This window comes from Lentimicrobium sp. S6 (assembly GCF_013166635.1).
GTDB lineage: Bacteria > Bacteroidota > Bacteroidia > Bacteroidales > UBA12170 > UBA12170.
The window spans coordinates 21314-39782 of sequence record NZ_JABKBZ010000021.1 but is presented as its reverse complement, the minus strand read 5'-3'; the positions used below and the strand labels follow the sequence as shown (position 1 = coordinate 39782).

The window sequence follows — 18469 nt, the reverse complement described above, 5'->3', positions numbered from 1 at the left end:
TGATTAATAACCAGGATTTTGTGAAAGACCCCAAGATTGTACTTCATTTACAGGAATAGGCAATACAGGAATAATATTAGCGGTTCCTGTCAGAGAATGTGATTGGCAACGGCCTTTCACCTCTTCTGACAGTGTATTCAAATATCTACCCGTACGAATTAAGTCCCAGTAACGTAGAGTTTCCATGGCCAATTCGTTTCTTCTTTCTTTCCAAATGGCATTGAGTAATTCTTGTCCAGTAAGTGTATTTGGTAAAGGGTCTAAAACACCCTCTAGGTCAGCTTCTGGAATGGCATCATATTCCATGCTTCCTTCGCTAGCTCCTTTTGGATATGTACTTGCTTTTGCTCTAGCTCTAATTTGATTGACGCTAGCAATAGCAGAACTTTCATTACCAGTATGGTAAGCAGCTTCAGCATTCATTAAAATCACATCTGCGAATCTGAATTTTCTAATATTCTGTGGGCTATCTTTAATATTTGAAGGCTTGAAAGCTGGTTCTAAAGCCGCTTTACGACTTAAATATCCAGTTGCATTTTCAGCAATATCAATTTCAATCACATTACCATGAACCACAGAACCATCTCCATACATAACATTGGCTAAACGAGGATCATTAGTTTCGTAACTGTCCATTAGGTTTTGTGTTGGGTTATTAAATCCCCAGCCCCAAGTAGTTCTAGGATTTTGAATCACAGTATTTGTTGTTCCTGTTTTTCTTGGACCCCAATCTTCATTATTCGAAACACATTGTACTTCAAAGATAGAACCAGAACCATTTTCCCCTTCCATCTCGAAGATAGAAGAATAGTTGCTAGCTAAAGAATATTCACCGCTACCAATAATGGCATTGGTTAAATCATAAACTTCTTGCCAATTGTGATTGTTTGCATTTTCAGTTCCGATTTGATACATAGCTACACGTGCTTGGTAGGCTAATGCTGCACCTTTGGTTGCTCTTCCCATTTCGTTGGCATCAAAAGCTGATTTTTCAGGAAGTAAGCTAGCTGCCATGGCAAAATCTGCATCTATTTGAGCATAAGTTTGAGCAAGGCTTGCACGTTGTACATTATCAATTTCGGAAGGATTAACTGGAGCGTCAAACAAAGGAACACCACCAAACAATCTGCTTAAATAGAAGTAATAATATCCTCTAAGGAAATAAGCTTCTCCTAATAGTCTGTTTTTAATTTCAGTATTTACACCCTCAGCTTCAGGAAGGTTAAGGATAACAGTATTACAACGGAAAAGCCCGATATAAACATTATGCCAAACCGCTGCTGTGAAGCTATTATTAGCAGTTGTTCTCCACTCTTGCATTTCTGTAATTTGTGGTAAATCACTTGGCATACTTCCTTTTTCACTGTCGTCGCTCATGACATCACCAAACATCCATTCGTAGTTGTGGTCAGCATTGTCAACCTCATCCCAAGAAAGTGGATCGTAACAAGCATTTACGGCTAGGGTAGCATTTTCTGCAGTATTAAATAGATTTTCACTGGTTTGAACCCCCAGTGGTTCTTTTTCTAAGAATTCCTTTTTACAAGCTGAAGTTAACAACAGACTGATAAATAAAAGAGGAATGATATATTTACTTAAATTCATAATTTTCTTTTTTTCTAGTTAACTCAATTAATTAAAAGGTCAGTTGAATTCCGAACATAAAAGTACGAGCTGTTGGGTAATTCGCGATGTCGATACCAGAGTATAATGGATTATTATAATAATCACCAATTTCGGGATCAAATCCTTTATACTTAGTGAAAGTAAGCGCATTATCTATAGAGAAATAAACTCTCAAATTAGAAACATACTTTTTCTTCACAGGTACGGTATAACCAATCTGAACATTTTTCAACCTGAAATAGCTACCATCCTCAACATATCTGTCAGAGAAAGTTTCTATGTTTTTATTCAAATCCTTATCCGTCATTCTTGGCACATCGCTACTGGTATTTTCTGTTGTCCATCTGTCCATTCTATCTGCAACAGAGTTTTCCCAACCATTAGAGGAATTAGTGAAACGAGTTAAGCCATTCACCACTTCATTACCTTGACTACCTTGTAAGAATAACTTTAGGTCGAATCCGCTATAAGCTAAGTTCACATAACCACCATAGATAAAGTCTGGAGTAGCACTACCTAAATACGTTCTATCATCCTCATTAATTTTACCATCATTATTACGGTCGATGAATTTCACATCACCAGGAGCAGCATTGGGCTGAATAGCTTCACCTTCTGCATTTACATGTGCATCTAGTTCAGCTTGAGTATTAAAGATACCATCTGTTTCTACACCATAGAAATAGGCTAATTCTTTACCCTCCTCAGTTCTTGTGGTATTACCTACTTTGCTAATGTTTCCACTTTCTATAGGTTCTCCACCAGCTAAGCTAGTTACTTCGTTTTTGATGGTACTAAAGTTGGCACCAACTTCATATTTCAACTTATGATCTGCATTTCTATATCCTAAAGTTAATTCGATACCAGAGTTTTTCATTTCACCGGCATTTACGAATGGAGCAAAAGCACCTACATATTCAGGAATTGGAACTTGTAATAACATATCAGATGTTGTTCTTTGGTAATAATCGAAGATGAAAGAAACTCTATCGTCGAATAAACCAGCATCTATACCAATATTTACACTTGTAGAAACTTCCCACTGAATTTCTGGGTTACTCAATGTGGTAGGTATAGAACCTGAAACAGGAAGGCCACCGAAAGGATAATAATTACCAGGAGTTACTGTAGTTACATAAGCATAGTTTCCAACAGAACCTTCGTTACCAACTTGTCCCCAGCCTCCTCTTAATTTAAGAGCTGTTAACCAATCTTGTTCACTTAAGAAGTTCTCTTTCTTCATATTCCAACCAGCTGAAAATGATGGGAAATAACCCCAACGGTGGTCTTCAGTAAATTTAGAAGAACCATCGGCTCTCATAGTAGCTGTTAATAAATATCTATCCTTGAAGCTATAGTTGATACGAGCAAAATAAGACAATAAAGAGTGTTCCCACTGGTTTGAGTTAAAAGAAGCATCTAAGCTTTCAGCAGAAGAAGGATATTGTAAGGCTTCATCTTCAGGAACATTATAAGTAGTTAGTTCAATTTCTTCCCAATTGGAGTATTGAGATTCCATACCAGCCATAGCATTCAAGCTATGTTCTTTAATTTGAAGATTATAGTTCAAGTAGTTTTGCCAATCCCAATGAATAGAATTTGCTGGCTTGTTATATAATGAACTTTGAGAACGTTGCTCATCGGTAGAGATGAAGAACTCAGGAGAATAGTTTTTATAGTTATAGGAGCGATAATCAAATCCATATTGAGATTTAAAGGTTAAACCTTCAATGATTTGAGCTTCGGCCCAAACAATATTTAAAGATTTGAAATCTTTAGTTTTTGCATATTTAGATTCGTCAACAATACGTGCAGGGTTATTGATATAAGACAAATCGGCTCTTCCCCAATTATTAGTTGTAACATCCCAAGCTGGAGTTACAGGATCTGCTCTTAAAGCACCGGGTAAAACACCTTCGTATAAATCGCCATTATAATTGGATTGTTCCATATTGAATAATGAAGAATTCAATCCACCTTTTAACCATTTTGTGAATTTCACTTCGGTATTGGCTTTTAAATAGATATTTTGAACACCACTATTCTTAACAATACCATCTTGCTTGAAATATGTACCACTCATTTGGTATTTTACGCTTTCGTTACCACCTAAAACAGATAAAGAGTAATTTTGGATAGCAGCATTGGTCAATACTTCATCTTGCCAATTGGTACCTTCATAATTACCATCAATCACATAGTTCAAACGCTCAAAGATATCAGTAGGAACTTCAGAACCATCATTACCATAAGCTTCTAAACGTAATGTAGAATACTCAGTAGCATTCAACATATCTATTTGTTTTTGAGGAGTTTGAACACCATAATAAGCATTAAAATTCCAAATGGGTTTCATTTTACCATCACTATTTAGCGATACTTCACCTTTTTTAGTAGTAATGATGATAACACCGTTGGCACCTTGAGAACCATAGATAGCAGAAGCAGAAGCATCTTTTAATACTTCCATTTTCTCAATATCATTTGGAGTTAAATAACGAATGTCTTTGGTTGGAAAACCATCAACAACGTAAAGAGGGTCACTATTATTGATAGTACCTGTACCTCTAATCCTTACTTTGAAACCATCCCCAGGAGCACCAGAGTTTGCTGTAACCGCAACACCAGCAACACGACCTTGAATTGCTTGATTTACATCCGTAGCTCCAGTTTGAGTCAGCTGTTCTTTCTCTACAGAAGCAATAGAGCCGGTTAGGTCAGATTTCTTTTGAATACCATAACCCACAACAGCTACTTCATTCATTAGGACCGATTCTGATTCTAATTTGAAAGTGATGGTTTGTTCCTCACCTTCTTTAATAGTGATTGTTTGATTTTGTGATTTGTAACCGATATATGTTGCTGAAATTGTAGTTTCCCCAACTGGAACATTATCGAGCACAAAATTCCCATCCATATCTGTTGCAGTACCAATGGTACTACCCACAACAAATACGTTAGCACCTGGAATAGTTTCTCCAGTAGTACCTGCAACTTTACCCGTGACTTTGCCGACCTGACCGAAAGCAGAGATTCCGATCATTCCAAACATCACTAGCAAAGAAAAAACTCTTAGACGTAAATACATAAATGTTTCTTTTTGTGTTTTTAATAAATATATAATTTTCTCATAATAATGACACAAAAGTATATTTCACATCAGTCATTAGGGGTGGGCTTATATTTCAAATAGGGGTGACAAATATTTCATTGCTGTAACATTAGATTTTAATCATTGATTTTCAATCTATTAAATAAATATTAATTATGACTATCGGATATATGTAAGGTTTGAAATTTTTATGAAATGTTTTGTATTTTGCCTTTGATTTGCTTCAAACATGTGCAATATTCACTTTCTAAGGAGGTAAATTACTACTTATTTTATCTTATTTATGTGTTTTTGTGATATCAATTTTAGAGTTATTTTTGAAATAATAAATCCTAATACCAAGGAATCTTTGTTACTTCTAAGTGCCTATTTTTTTATTATTCCACACAAAATATACAAAGGTAAATCCGCAATGAAGTCGCAATAAAAATGCATAAGGGTTAAATGAATCAGGGACGCGATCCTTTACAAGGCTCTCATCCCTTACAAACGCTAAACTTTGAACAACAAACTTTGAACTTCTTAAATTTAATTCTAAGTACTTTAACATACTCTAGGCACTTTCAGTACTTTTCTGTGCCTTCTTCTCCTTAATATAAGCAGAAGGAGTACTTCCAAACTCAACTATAAAGCACTTTCTGAAATACTGAATATCGTTAAAGCCTACATCGTAGGTTACTTGTGACACTCGTGCTTCTGGCAATAATAATAGCTGTGCGGCTTTGTGGAGCCTCATCTTTCTAATCATCTCGTTTGCGGAGTAACCAACAGTAGCTTTGAGCTTTCTATACAATTGCATTCTACTGATGCCTATTTCCTCACAGATATTAGAAATCTCGTATTCGGAATTATGCATATTCTCAGCAATCAACTCTTTAAGCTTATTGATGAAAATGGTAGATGGATCCGACTCCTGAACCTCCTCTTCATCAGGTCTAACCACAAAGTCTTTATAATGCTTATCTTTTAACTTGGTTCTAATTTCGATGAGCTTTTCTATCCTTACCATTAAATGTTCTGGGTCAAAAGGCTTTGGAATATAGGAATCTGCTCCATGACGCAATCCTCTAATTCTGTCTTCTGTGGTAGGTAAAGCAGTAAGCAGAATAATAGGGATATGGCTGGTGACTTCTGTGGTTTTTAGCTTTTCAGTTAACACATTCCCATCCAAGCCTGGCATCATCACATCGGAGATGATAAGATCGGGGATGGTATCATTGGCCTTTTGCCAGCCATCGTTACCATCTATGGCTTCTATGATTTTAAAATCATCCCCTAATATCTCTTTCAGTAGCTCTCGTACTTCTGTATTATCATCAATAATGAGGATGATATTTTGATTCTCCTGAGTAGATTTTTTGACCTCCTCTTCTATTTGCTGCTTTTCAGCGTTGATGAGTAAAGGAGTTTTGGCTGCGCTAGAGTTTTGTTCAGTACTCATTTCTTCGGCAGTAGGGAAATATATGGAAAATTGAGATCCTTGGTTCTTCTCACTAGTCACTTCTATAAATCCATGGTGTAAATCGACTAGCATTTTTACAAAAGACAATCCTATACCACTTCCTGGGGTATTGGTAATGCCTTCCTGATAAGAATGAGAATTTCTATAATAGCGTTCGAAAATCTGAGATATTTCTTTATTTGTCATACCAATTCCTTGGTCGCTAATCTTTAACACAAAATACTGCTTGTTTTTCTGTTGCCTAGAACTACTTCTGTACCAAGTATTTTTGCTTTCTGTTCTTTTTCCCAAGCTCAATTCAACGGTTACTTGGCTTTTTCCTTCAGAAAATTTAACGGCGTTGGAAAGTAGATTATTGAAAATAGACTTCAATCGGTTTTGATCGCCAATAATGCTCACAGCGCTTTGAATCTCGTTAACAAATTTCAATTCAATATTTTTGCTTGGATATAGATGAATAAAATCCTCACTTAAGGATTGGAAGAAGTTCACAGGATTGATATTCTCTTTTCTCAACCTAATCTCATCTTTCTCTAACTTCCTCAAATCCATAATATCGTTAATGAGCTGTAGTAAAACTTTAGCGTTTCTATCTATTTTTTCGGTTAAATCACTTTGCTTGAGTAGTTGAGGTTCTAAGCTTCTCATTCTGCTTACAAAACCAAGAATTAAGGTGAGCGGTGTTCTAAATTCATGAGAAATATTGGTATAAAAACGCATTCTACTATCGTAAATATCCAATTCCTTTTTCTGCTCTAATTCTCTTACTTTCAGCCTTTGCTGATAAGTTAAAATATAGTAGGTCAGATATAAGGCGCCAATAAAAATAAGAATGTAAATAATAAAAGCCAATTTGGTAAACCACCAAGGAGGGGATATCATAATATCAACTGTAGTAATTTGATCGCTCCATATTCCATCGCTATTGGTACACTTTACTTTGAGTTTATATTTTCCAAATCGAACCTTGGTATACTGGGCTTGTGGGAGCTTTGCATAGCGCCAATCCTTATCGTAACCTTCTAGTTGATAGGCATAAGAAATTTTCTCTGGAGATGAATAGTTGAAATTAGCAAAAGAGAAGGAAAAGGAGTTCTGGGTGTGACTCAATTCTATGCTTTTACTTAACCAAAGCGATTTATCTAATATAACATCATCCTCAAATTTCTCTTGGGGAATAATTATCGTATTGAATACTTTTAACTGAGTAAGCGTAACCTCAGCATCTTGTAAATTGTCTTTTATCTCATCAGGCTTAAATGAAATCACATAATCAGGACCTCCAAAATACAATCGGTTTTTAACTCTCAAAACACAATTGGCATTGAACATATTTCCAGCCAAACCATCGTAAACATTGTAGTTTCGAATGGTATATCTATCAGCTTTATTTCTTTTTATCCTATAAATTCCTTTAATAGAAGAAATCCATAATTCATCATTTTTTACTGAAGCAATGGACTGCAAAACTGTTTTAGATGACTCTTCAACTACATTATAAGAAAATTCCTTAGGTTCTAATTTATAGTTATTTAAACCAAACTCACTACTGAACCAAGCTTCATCATTATCTATATAAATATCTGTAATATAATTGTTTCCAATACTTATACTATTGTCTTGAAGATATTTATAATGTTCAAATTCTAAGATTGAATCCTGAGTTTGATTGAGGTGTAAAATATAAACTCCATTTCCTCTACTCCCTAACACCACTTTATTCCCCTTGAGAAAGGAGATTTTAGAAATAGGAAACTTCTTTAATTCCTTAGACCTTTTGTTTTTTAGTTCTAAAAAAGTATTTGTTGATTCATCGTAATACAGAAGCCCATGATTCCAAGTTCCTGCCCAAATCACACCGCTTTGGTCTTTATTTAATACCATCACATGATTATCGTTAAGACCTTTGTTACTTTCCTCAGAATACTCATCTATCACTATGGCTTGTGGATTTTTCTCGCCTATTAATTTCAGCTTAAAAGTTCCATAACCTTTACTACTTATCCAAATATGTCCATCCTCATCAGTAAGTGCACTATATAAGCTACTCCATTTCACATCAGAAGCACCAGGCTGTTGAATATGTATGTTTTTCACTTGGGTAATTTGGCCTTGTTCATCTAGATTTGCTTTCAACAAACCATCGGAAAAGGTACTCATCAATATTTCATGCTCGCTATATAATGACAATGTGGAAACATCACCAATGGGTTTTAATCCTTTGAAAGAGTAAAATGGTTTGCGATGCTGATCATATTTAAATATTCCAGATTCAGTTCCAAGCCACAGAACCCCATTTCTATCTTCAAAAACTGACAGTATTCCCGGAGCCATCCTCTGATTATCTTGCATCATCAATGGTTGAACGATACTTTTTAAGGTGTATCTGTCGTATAAATAGATGCCAGTTCTGGTTCCAATCCAAATGAGATTAGAGTTTAAGCCAGAATTCATCATATAATGAACTTCCTCTAAATGAAAATCTTCTCCAAAGGGGTCGATTGTAGGATGATGCCAATTGCCTTTTGAAGCCGTAAAACTCATGATTCCATCGATACCAGAAGCCCAAACATTTCCATTCTCATCGGAAATAATGCTGTGAATAAACTCAGAGAATTCAAGAAACACCGCTGAAACCTGTTGTTTATCGTAATTATAAAGAAAAACACCATGATCGCTTCCCAGCCAAATATTTCCCAGTTGATCTTCATGAATAGCAGACACTCTAATATTGACTTCTTTTCCTTTTTTATTGGTAAATGGAGAATATTGAAAAGTAGCTGTTTGGGGTTTATAGATAAACAATCCATCGTTGGTTCCAATATAAACCTGCCCATTTTTCAATTCAGAAATGGCTAATATATTTCTCAGTTCTACTCCATTAATTTGGGTGTAGAGTTTAATCTTCTGATTTTGCGGGGAGATGGTAAACAAACCCTCTGAATAGGTTCCTACCCAAATCATTCCCTGCTTATCGAGATGCAAAGTTGAAATTTTCCTGCCTATCTTTCCGTAATTCTTCGACGAGAAATTTATAGCTTCTTTACCATCGTACCTATAAAGTCCTTGCCAGGTTCCATACCATATAAAGCCCACACTATCTTGAATAATGCAGGTCACATCTCCCTTTGGATTGTCTTTAGATAGAGGAGCGAAATTAAATTCAATCTGTTGTATTGCCGATTCTTGAGCCATGGATAAATTAGAATTCCATAGTATAAATGAAAGAGCAAATAGGAGTAAAATGAGTGGCTTTAGGTTTTTCAAAATATTCAGTTCTTGATTTATTAGAGTCACAAAAGTGCAAAAAAATTCACTTGGTAATCAAAATTAAAACTAGAAAAATGATTATTCCATAAACAAATACGGCATATGGCGAATTGTAGATTTATCCTTACAAAGGTAATTTTGCATCTATTAAGGATTCAAAAAAAGAAACAAATGAAAACAAAACTGATCTTATTATCATTACTATTTGTGAGTGGAAGCCTATTGGCTCAGACCGATTGGTCTAAGTATAATTTTGAAAAAGAACACAAAAGAAAAGTAAGCATTAATGGAGGAGGAAGCAAAACTCTAAAAAACAATAAAACATTTATTAATGGTTATGCCATTCATCAGGCTACTTTAATGAAAGGCTCCGAGTCCTCTGCTACCAAGGCGGTATATTCCAAAGCAGGTCTGGGAGGAATAGACCACAACTCTTATCAAATAATGGTTGACGAACTCTATTTGGAGTTGGTTAATGGATTGCAAGACGCAGGAATACACATTACCGATGGTGGAGATGTATTAACAAGCGATTTCGCAAGCGATAGAAAATCCAAAGAGAAAAGAGGTGAATTTATTGGAAATGTAGGAACAGAAACATCTAGAGATGGTAAAAAGAAAATAACTGACAGTTCTATTCTGGGTTACAGAGTTGGGGCAGTTCATGAGGATGTGAGTTTTTACCCAACTGATAAGAATCTCTACCTTTCCACCAATATTACGACCATGGGTAATTTCTATCAGAAATTGGTTTTAAAAGAAAATTACAATTTAATGATGGTGGACTTCTATGTTACTTTTGCTTCTTTCGATGGAGGTAGAGGCTATAAAAGTATCAACTTGCAAACCAATGCAGTTATGGCTGTTTCTGTAATGATATATGTGATTACGCCTGGGGGTAAAGTGGAAATTTATTATAAGGATATGCCTGTATGGGGTAATGCAGACTGGTCGCTTGGATTAGAGGAAGTAAAAGAAAATGCAAGTACTTCTGAGTGGTTGGGTTTAGCCCGATCTGGTGAATATTATATTATGGCTGATCCTAAAAAATATATTACAGAAGCCAAAAGTATGATCAGAGCTTTGCAAAATGATTTCATCAAAGGAATTAAAACCGAATTATAATTGCATCCTATTTTCGTTAATAAGACCCGCAATACAAAATGCGGGTCTTGTTTTTTATGCCATAACTACTTCCACAGAATCTACCACTGCTTGTATCACTTCGTTTACCATATCTTCTGAAAGATCATAATATACCGGCAGGGTGATTTCATGTTGATAGTTCTGATAGCTTTGTGGGTACTCCTCTATTTTATATCCTTCATTTTTATAGAAAGTCATCATAGGTAAAGGAATATAATGCACATTCACCGATACTTCTTTCTTAAAAATCCCCTCCATAATTTGATCACGCTGACTTTCTGTAATACCTTTAATTCGGAGGAGGTATAGGTGATAACTGCTGTCTTTTATTGAAGATTTATACTCTGGAATATGAGCCCAAGGGTGTTTTGAGAAAGCTTGAGTATATTGCTCAAATATTTCTTTCCTTCTCACCAACATATCGTTTTCGTAGCGTTCCAGTTCAACGAGTCCGATGGCTGCCTGAATATCAGTCATATTATACTTATATCCAGCCTCTAAAATATCGTAGCGCCAATTCCCAATCTGTGTTTTTGCTAGGGCATCTTTCGATTGGCCATGCAGACATTTTCTATTTAGGTCTTTATATATTTCTTCCACATCAAAAGCTTCCGGAAGCTTCAAACAAACCGCTCCACCTTCAGCTGTGGTTAGGTTTTTCACCGCATGAAATGAGAAAACTGTGATATCGGTAAAACTTCCTGCTTTATTCCCATCATATTCTGCACCAATAGAATGAGCTGCATCTGACAATATCAAAGGACGGCCGAGCAATTCTTGTTCCGGGCTTTGAGCTTGAAACAAACCCTTTTTCGATTCCACAAGATTAAGAATCTCCTTATAATCTGCAGGATAACCTCCCAAGTCTACCGCAATAATGGCTTTGGTTTTTGATGTAATCGCTTTTTCTATTTCAGATACTGAGATATTGAAATCCGACTCGTTCACATCCACAAAAACCACTTTAGCGCCACAATGCACAACCACATTGGCTGATGCTGCATAGGTATATGCAGGAACAATAACTTCGTCACCTTCCTTTACACCATACCAGCGCAAAATCAGTTCTAATCCGGCAGAACCACTACTCACACACAGGCATTTATCGGCACCAGTATACTCCTCTAAATTTCTTTCGAGTTTTTTGGTTCTAGGTCCAGTGGTAATCCAACCCGATAATAAAGCTGCAGAAACTTCCTCCACAACTTTCTCATCCATTCTTGGTGGTGAAAAAGGAATCATATCTATTATTTTTTTGCAAAGAAACGAAAAAGGAAGGGAATATCTATAGTGTATTCTACTGATGATTCCCATATTCTGAAATATGATAATATTTATTCTTTTCGCTTAAGTGAATTTCTTAATCCTCAGTAAATCATGAAGAAATATTATTCTCAAAACAGTATATAAGCAGTAAATTTATATATTTGAACCTTCAAAAACGTATAAACAGCATTCCTTAAGCCAATTTTATGAAACGATTTACCTTTTTACTATTATCTATCCTTATTATTACTGCTGCCTTCTCTCAAAAACGACCCAAAAACAAAATGAAATTTGGAAAGGTAAGCCTTGAAGAATTACGCATGACTACTTGTGATATAGACTCTACAGCAGATGCTGTCATTCTTGGTGATTTCAACAGGTATTCTCTTGAATACCTACCTAACTTGGGCATCAAGCTTTCAATAGATGTTTATAGAAGAATTAAAATATTGAATACTGATGGTATAGCCAAAATGTCTGATTTCGCTATCGGCCTGTATCATAGCAACGGAAACAGAGATAAAATTTCCTACTTTAAAGCAGTTACTTATAATGAAGAAAATGGTGAAATCATAGAAACCAAACTCGATAAAGACAGTCGATTTATTGAAGAGGAAGGCAACTGGGATATCCACAAATTTGCTTTTACCAATGTAAAAGCCGGCAGTGTTTTGGAATATAAGTATAGTATTACCTCTGATTATGTGACCTATTTACCTACCTATCATCCGCAGCAAGATATTCCTGTACTATGGAGTGAATTATATGTGGAATATATTGAACAATTAGAATTTAAATACTTTATGAAAGGTAGGGTTCCTCTTAGTTTTAGTGACCACCACCGTATTGAAGGAAAGATTCAAGATACTTGGATTTTTCAGAACATCCCTTCCATGGAACAAGATAATTTCATGGCTCCAGTTATCAATTATAAAACTCAAATAGACTACGAATTAAGAAATATCAATTTCCCGGGTCAATATTATAAGGAATATACCACCACTTGGCAAGAAGTAGCTAAGGATGCCATGAAAAGCGACTATTTTGGTGGCCTCGTAAAAAAAGAAAGGTTTTACAAAGATATTACCGCTCATGTTTTAGCAGATTCTTCAGCTGTAACTAAAGAGGAGCAAGTTCTTTCTGCTATTAATTATATTAGAGGTCAATACCAGTGGAATAACCAAAACAGATTCTACCCAAGTAGAGATTTTAACAAGGTGATCAAAAATAAAAGAGGTCGTTCCAGTGATTTGAATATGCTATTATTAGGTACTCTTCATCAATTGGGAATCACCTCAAGGCCATTGGCTTTAAGCACCAGAAATAACGGTATCCTCATGGAGTCAAAACCTTCAATAGAAGATTTAAATTATTTGATTTGTTATATTACTATTGATGAAGAGGTTTTTTTAGTGGATGTGGCTACTGATTATTCAGGCATCAATGCCTTACCTTCGAAATGCTTAAATGGTAAAGGTTTAGTATTGGATGAAAAACATAGTAAATGGGTGGCTTTAGAGACTCATATGAAATATAAACGTCGCGTTTTTGTCCAAGCTACTTTTGATGAGGATCTAATGGTATCTGGAAGCTGCCAAACAAAAGAGCAAGGCTATGCTGGCCAATCTATTCGAAGAAGCATACAAAAAGAAGGAAGTGAAGAAGAATATATTTCAAAACAAAAAAATGGACTAGAGGATTATGAAATCTCAGACTATAGCTTGATAGATGTGGAGAATACTCAAAAAGCAGTTGGTGTGAAATTCAGTTTTGAAAATGAGGAGCTCATCAATGATATGGGAGACTTACTTACCTTAGAACCTATTCTATTTAAAGATTTTGACGAGAACCCTTTCAAAAAAGATACCCGTGAGTTTCCTATTGATTTTATATATCCTATTAGCCTAGATTACACCTATATGTATACCATTCCCGAAGGATTTGTTATTGAAGAATTACCACAACCTACTCGTGTTACTAATTCTGACAAAACCATTGGCTTTTCCTTAAACTCAGTAGCAAGAGGAAATACGATTACCGTTTCTGTAAAATTCAATGTGGATCAAGCCATGTACCATACCGAGCAATATGAAGATTTGAAATCATTTTTTGATTATTTTGTAACTCAGCAGAAACAACCTATTGTTCTTAAGCAATTATAATACATATGAGAATTTACCTAATTAGCCTCCTCCTTTTTCTGATATTTGGTAGTGGATATGCACAAACAAAGCCCCAAACCAAATATCTGGGAACAGGTCCAGAAGTTTCTATGATGACCAATGCCATAGTTCGGAATCATTCCAAAATTGTTCATTTCAAATCTAAAAAACATATTGATATAAAGGAAGAGTTTGCCATCACCATTCTAGATAACGAAGGAAAAGATGAGGGAGAAATTGCCTTTTATTATTCCAATTTTTCAAAGATCACTAAAGCCGTGATTTGGATTTATGATGAAAATGGTGAAAAAATTGAGAATATTCGACTTTCACAGATGGAAGATGAAGGTTTTATATCCTATAATATGTATGATGATCAAAGGCGTAAATACTATAAACCATTAGTTAAAAAAACACCATATACTGTTCATTTTGTAATAGAAGAAACCATTAACGATTTCTTTCATCTCCCCTCATGGTATCCTCAACCAGATAACGATGTTTATGTGGAGAAAGCCAGTTTGGAAATTATTAATACAAGTGGAGAAGAATATCAATATTTCATGAGAGCTTTACCTGATTCTATATATACTTTTGAGGAGTCTGAAAACTCTAAAAAGTGGACCATCGAAAACCTTCCTGCTTTTATTGAAGAAAAATACAGTCTACCTACTCATACTCAATTACCAAGAATCGTTTTTCCATTGGAGCATTTTCAAGTAGAGGCCTATGAAGGAAGCCTAAAATCATGGGAAGATTTCGGCCAATGGTCTGCTGATTTAAAAGAAGGAAGACAAGAACTTTCTCCAGAAACAATAATTTATATCCATTCATTAACAGATACCATAGTCGAAGACAGAGAAAAGGCCAAACTAGTTTATAAGTGGATGCAATCTCAAACACGATATGTGAGTATTCAACTAGGTGTTGGAGGATGGCAACCATTTGATGCCTTAGAAGTAGATGAGAAAAAATATGGTGACTGTAAGGGATTAACAAATTACACTCAGGCATTGCTCCAAACCATAGGAGTTGATTCCTATTATTGCTTAGTTCATGCCGGTGGAGGCCATGCACCTCTTGAAAAAGATAAAGTGTTTAATCAGTTTAATCATGTCATTTTGTGTTTGCCGCTTCATGGAGATACTACTTTTTTAGAATGCACCTCAAATACGGCTCCATTTGGTTTCCAAGGGAGTTTTACCGATGACAGATATGCGCTATTAATCAATGATGGAAATAGTAAACTAGTAAAAACAAAACGCTATAATGAAACAGATAATTTATTGTATAGAAATTCATCCATTCAATTAGATGATGAAGGTGGTTTTCAAGGAAGTTTTTATGCTGAATTCCATAATGTACAAATAAATAAACGAAGAGCACAGTTAGACGAATCCCTGGAAGACAGAAAAGAATATCTATACAAAAAGGTGGATATCAATGGTTTCAAAATAAACAGTTTGAAATATGATTTTATTGATAGTATTCACCCTTGTATTAAGGAAGATATAGATTTCTCCATTAGAAAGTTTGCTTCCACTTCCAATACAAAGATGTTTCTTCCTTTATTCTATTTTAATGCTTCCAGCAAAAAGATAAAAAAAGACAAAAACAGAATAAATGATATCGTCATCAAAAGAGGAAGCACCGAATTAGATACTATTGCTTTTCAAATCCCACCCTCGTATCAATTAATGAAATTACCAGATACCATAAATCTTGTTTCTGATTTCGGAATATATGAATCCATTTCATGGCAAGAAGGAAATCAAATTTATTATGTCCGGAAAAACATCAGCCTTGCTGGTCAATATCCACCCGAGCGTTTTGAAGAATTTAGAAAATATAGAAATTCCATCATCAAAGCTGATAAAGCCACCGCTATTTTAGAAAGAAAAAACAATACTGAATAAAATTCCCTAATTTTGAAAAAAAGAAAAAATGTTAGGATTAAGAACAGTAGTCTATTTCGTTAGCGACCTTCAGAAAGCCAAAGAATGGTATGCCAAAGCTTTTGAAACCCAAGCCTATTTTGATGAGCCCTTTTATGTGGGATTTAATATTGCTGGTTACGAATTGGGATTACTACCTGAGGAGGGCTCCGAAATTATAAAAGGAGACAATACCATTAGCTATTGGGGTGTAGAAAAGATAGAAGAAGTATACGAGAAATTAATAGCATTAGGAGCCACAGAGCATGAGAAGCCTCATAGTGTGGGTGGGCCATTAATGGTCGCTTCGGTTCGTGATCCTTGGGGGAATATTATTGGGATTATCTATAATCCTGCATTTGAATTACCTTAGTATTCCTTTCCAGAAAACATCAACATACTCATGTAAGATTATATATTTTAATTGGTATTCGTGAATCGCTTCGCTTATTTCGGCCTTACTCTCCAGGGCAAACGCATACTTTTATTTTATCCGCGGATTACTACAAATTAACACGGATTTAAAACATTGATCAGCATTTTCGCGATAGCTTTGCTTTTGCTTAATAGTTAATTTTGGTCTAATAACATGTAACATTAGGGATATAGAGTAATGGTCGGCAGAAATTCAAATCTTAAGACCGATAAAGCTATAGAAAAAGGAAGCTCTAAGGAAAGTGGAGGATGACCTATTTGAAATCACTATTGTAGGGTTTATGAAAACTTAGGGAGGTCTGGGAAGCTCCGAGTATGCGAGGAGATCACCCAGCCGAACTTGTTTTTGTAAATGCGGAGATAGTGATTTCAAATCAGTCTTGAATTTTTGCTTCGTTTTGTTTCAAGACAAAATGAAGAGGATAAATGCAGCTTTTTTGATAAGCTGTAGTCTTAACTTTTTTTTGCTTTAGTTACTGACCAGAGCCGAAGCCAAACACAAAAAATAACGAAACCATCTTCATAAAAAAGAAAAACCAGAGATTATATTTTATAATCTCTGGTTTTTTATTTGAGTATAATGGACTCAAAATTGTGCTCTTCGACTCATTTCGACTACGCTCAATGTCCAACATATCACTCAAAAAATAAATAAACATTAAGCTTTCAAAGCCATATTTATCTTATCCACACTATCCTTGGCATCGCCATAAAGCATATCGGTATTCTCTTTATAGAATAATGGGTTTTGAACTCCGGCATAGCCAACGGCCATGGAACGCTTCATTACAATCACACTTTTGGCATTCCAAACTTGTATCACCGGCATTCCGTATATCGGACTTGTTTCGTCTTCTTCCGCTCCTGGATTTACAATATCATTGGCACCAATCACCATCACCACATCGGTTTCTGGAAGATCATGATTCACCTCCTCCATTTCCATGACTATATCGTAGCTTACATTGGCTTCTGCTAATAATACATTCATGTGACCCGGCAAACGACCTGCTACAGGATGAATTCCAAACTGTACTTTGGTCCCATTCTTCTGTAGTAAGTCTACCAATTCTTTCACTGGATATTGAGCCTTGGCTACTGCCATTCCATATCCTGGGACAATCACAACCGATTTGGCTTCTTTTAATAGCTCCGCCAATTCTTCATGTGTGGTTGCTGTTACTTCTCCTTCAATGGCTTTGGCTTCACCTTGTGGTGTATCTCCAAATCCTCCAAAAATAACCGAAAGAAAGCTACGATTCATGGCCTCACACATAATGATAGAAAGAATAGCTCCAGAGCTACCTACTAAGGCTCCTGTTACTATGAGTAAGTCATTACCCAACATAAAACCTGCTGCCGCTGCTGCCCATCCCGAATAAGAATTAAGCATACTCACCACCACTGGCATATCTGCACCACCAATGGCCATCACCAACATCACTCCAATAAAGGAGGCTATGGCAGTCATGATATATAGATACATGATTCCCTCTACACCTAGAGCTTGTGCAAATAACACACCCAAGGCAATAGTAATGATAACTAATATGATATTGACCACATGTCGGCCTTTATAAGCCAATGGTTTGCTCCTGATTTTCCCGTCCAACTTTCCCCAGGCTACAATAGAACCAGTAAAAGTGATGGCTCCAATAAAGACACCAATAAATACTTCCACTAGGTGGATGGTATGTTCTGCACCTATGAGAAGATGTGTTTCAGGATCGAGGTAAGAACCAAATCCTACCAAAACGGCCGCCAGTCCTACAAAACTGTGAAGGATGGCCACCAATTGTGGCATGGAAGTCATTTCTACCTTTCGTGCTACTATAATACCAATGAGCGATGCAATGGCTATAGCTATGAGTATATAAACATGGCCTTCTGCTCCATCTCCCAAAACGGTGGAGAGAATGGCGATGGCCATACCTATTATTCCGTATAAAACGCCTCGTTTTGCTGATTCTTGCGACGATAATCCGCCCAAGCTAAGTATGAATAAAATACTAGCAAAGAGGTATGCTGCTGTTTGAATTTGTGCTGTTATCATATC

General features: G+C 35.8%; 9 protein-coding genes. 4 read left to right on the top strand and 5 right to left on the bottom strand.

Features of this window, described 5'->3' with window-relative positions; translation table 11 throughout:
* Positions 1-3: 3 nt before the first annotated feature.
* The 3 genes from HNS40_RS09135 to HNS40_RS09125 all read right to left on the bottom strand — a co-directional run bounded on the left by HNS40_RS09135 (position 4) and on the right by HNS40_RS09125 (position 9467).
* Positions 4-1605 carry a RagB/SusD family nutrient uptake outer membrane protein gene (locus HNS40_RS09135; protein WP_172279946.1) on the bottom strand — a complete coding sequence of 534 codons (1602 nt, stop codon included), beginning with the start codon at positions 1603-1605 and terminating at the stop codon, positions 4-6.
* Positions 1606-1636: 31 nt separating this feature from the next.
* Entirely contained in the window at positions 1637-4714 is a 3078-nt protein-coding gene (locus HNS40_RS09130; RefSeq protein ID WP_172279944.1) for a TonB-dependent receptor, read from the bottom strand.
* A gap of 577 nt (positions 4715-5291) precedes the next feature.
* Positions 5292-9467 (bottom strand): hybrid sensor histidine kinase/response regulator transcription factor, encoded by a 4176-nt coding sequence (locus tag HNS40_RS09125; RefSeq protein ID WP_172279942.1) that lies wholly within the window; start codon positions 9465-9467, stop codon positions 5292-5294.
* Positions 9468-9641: 174 nt separating this feature from the next.
* Between HNS40_RS09125 and HNS40_RS09120 the strand changes: the two genes are divergently transcribed.
* Positions 9642-10595: a hypothetical protein gene (locus tag HNS40_RS09120; RefSeq protein ID WP_172279940.1), complete on the top strand. Its 954-nt coding sequence runs from the start codon at positions 9642-9644 to the stop codon at positions 10593-10595.
* Positions 10596-10649: 54 nt separating this feature from the next.
* On the opposite strand, the gene HNS40_RS09115 is transcribed toward HNS40_RS09120, so the two are convergent.
* Positions 10650-11858: a DegT/DnrJ/EryC1/StrS aminotransferase family protein gene (locus HNS40_RS09115; RefSeq protein WP_172279938.1), complete on the bottom strand. Its 1209-nt coding sequence runs from the start codon at positions 11856-11858 to the stop codon at positions 10650-10652.
* A 230-nt stretch (positions 11859-12088) separates the two neighbouring features.
* On the opposite strand from HNS40_RS09115, the gene HNS40_RS09110 reads away from it, so the two are divergent.
* From HNS40_RS09110 to HNS40_RS09100, 3 genes are read left to right on the top strand one after another with little or no spacing between them, the layout of a single operon-like run.
* Positions 12089-14044: a DUF3857 domain-containing protein gene (locus HNS40_RS09110; protein WP_172279936.1), complete on the top strand. Its 1956-nt coding sequence runs from the start codon at positions 12089-12091 to the stop codon at positions 14042-14044.
* A 5-nt stretch (positions 14045-14049) separates the two neighbouring features.
* Positions 14050-15960, top strand: a complete 1911-nt coding sequence (locus HNS40_RS09105) for a DUF3857 domain-containing protein (protein WP_172279934.1) — start codon at positions 14050-14052, stop codon at positions 15958-15960.
* Between the two features lie 28 nt (positions 15961-15988).
* Positions 15989-16351: a VOC family protein gene (locus HNS40_RS09100; protein WP_172279932.1), complete on the top strand. Its 363-nt coding sequence runs from the start codon at positions 15989-15991 to the stop codon at positions 16349-16351.
* 720 nt (positions 16352-17071) lie between these two features.
* On the opposite strand, the gene HNS40_RS09095 is transcribed toward HNS40_RS09100, so the two are convergent.
* On the bottom strand, positions 17072-18466 hold the full coding sequence (locus HNS40_RS09095) for an NAD(P)(+) transhydrogenase (Re/Si-specific) subunit beta (RefSeq protein ID WP_216664167.1): 1395 nt from the start codon (positions 18464-18466) through the stop codon (positions 17072-17074).
* Between the last annotated feature and the right edge of the window lie 3 nt (positions 18467-18469).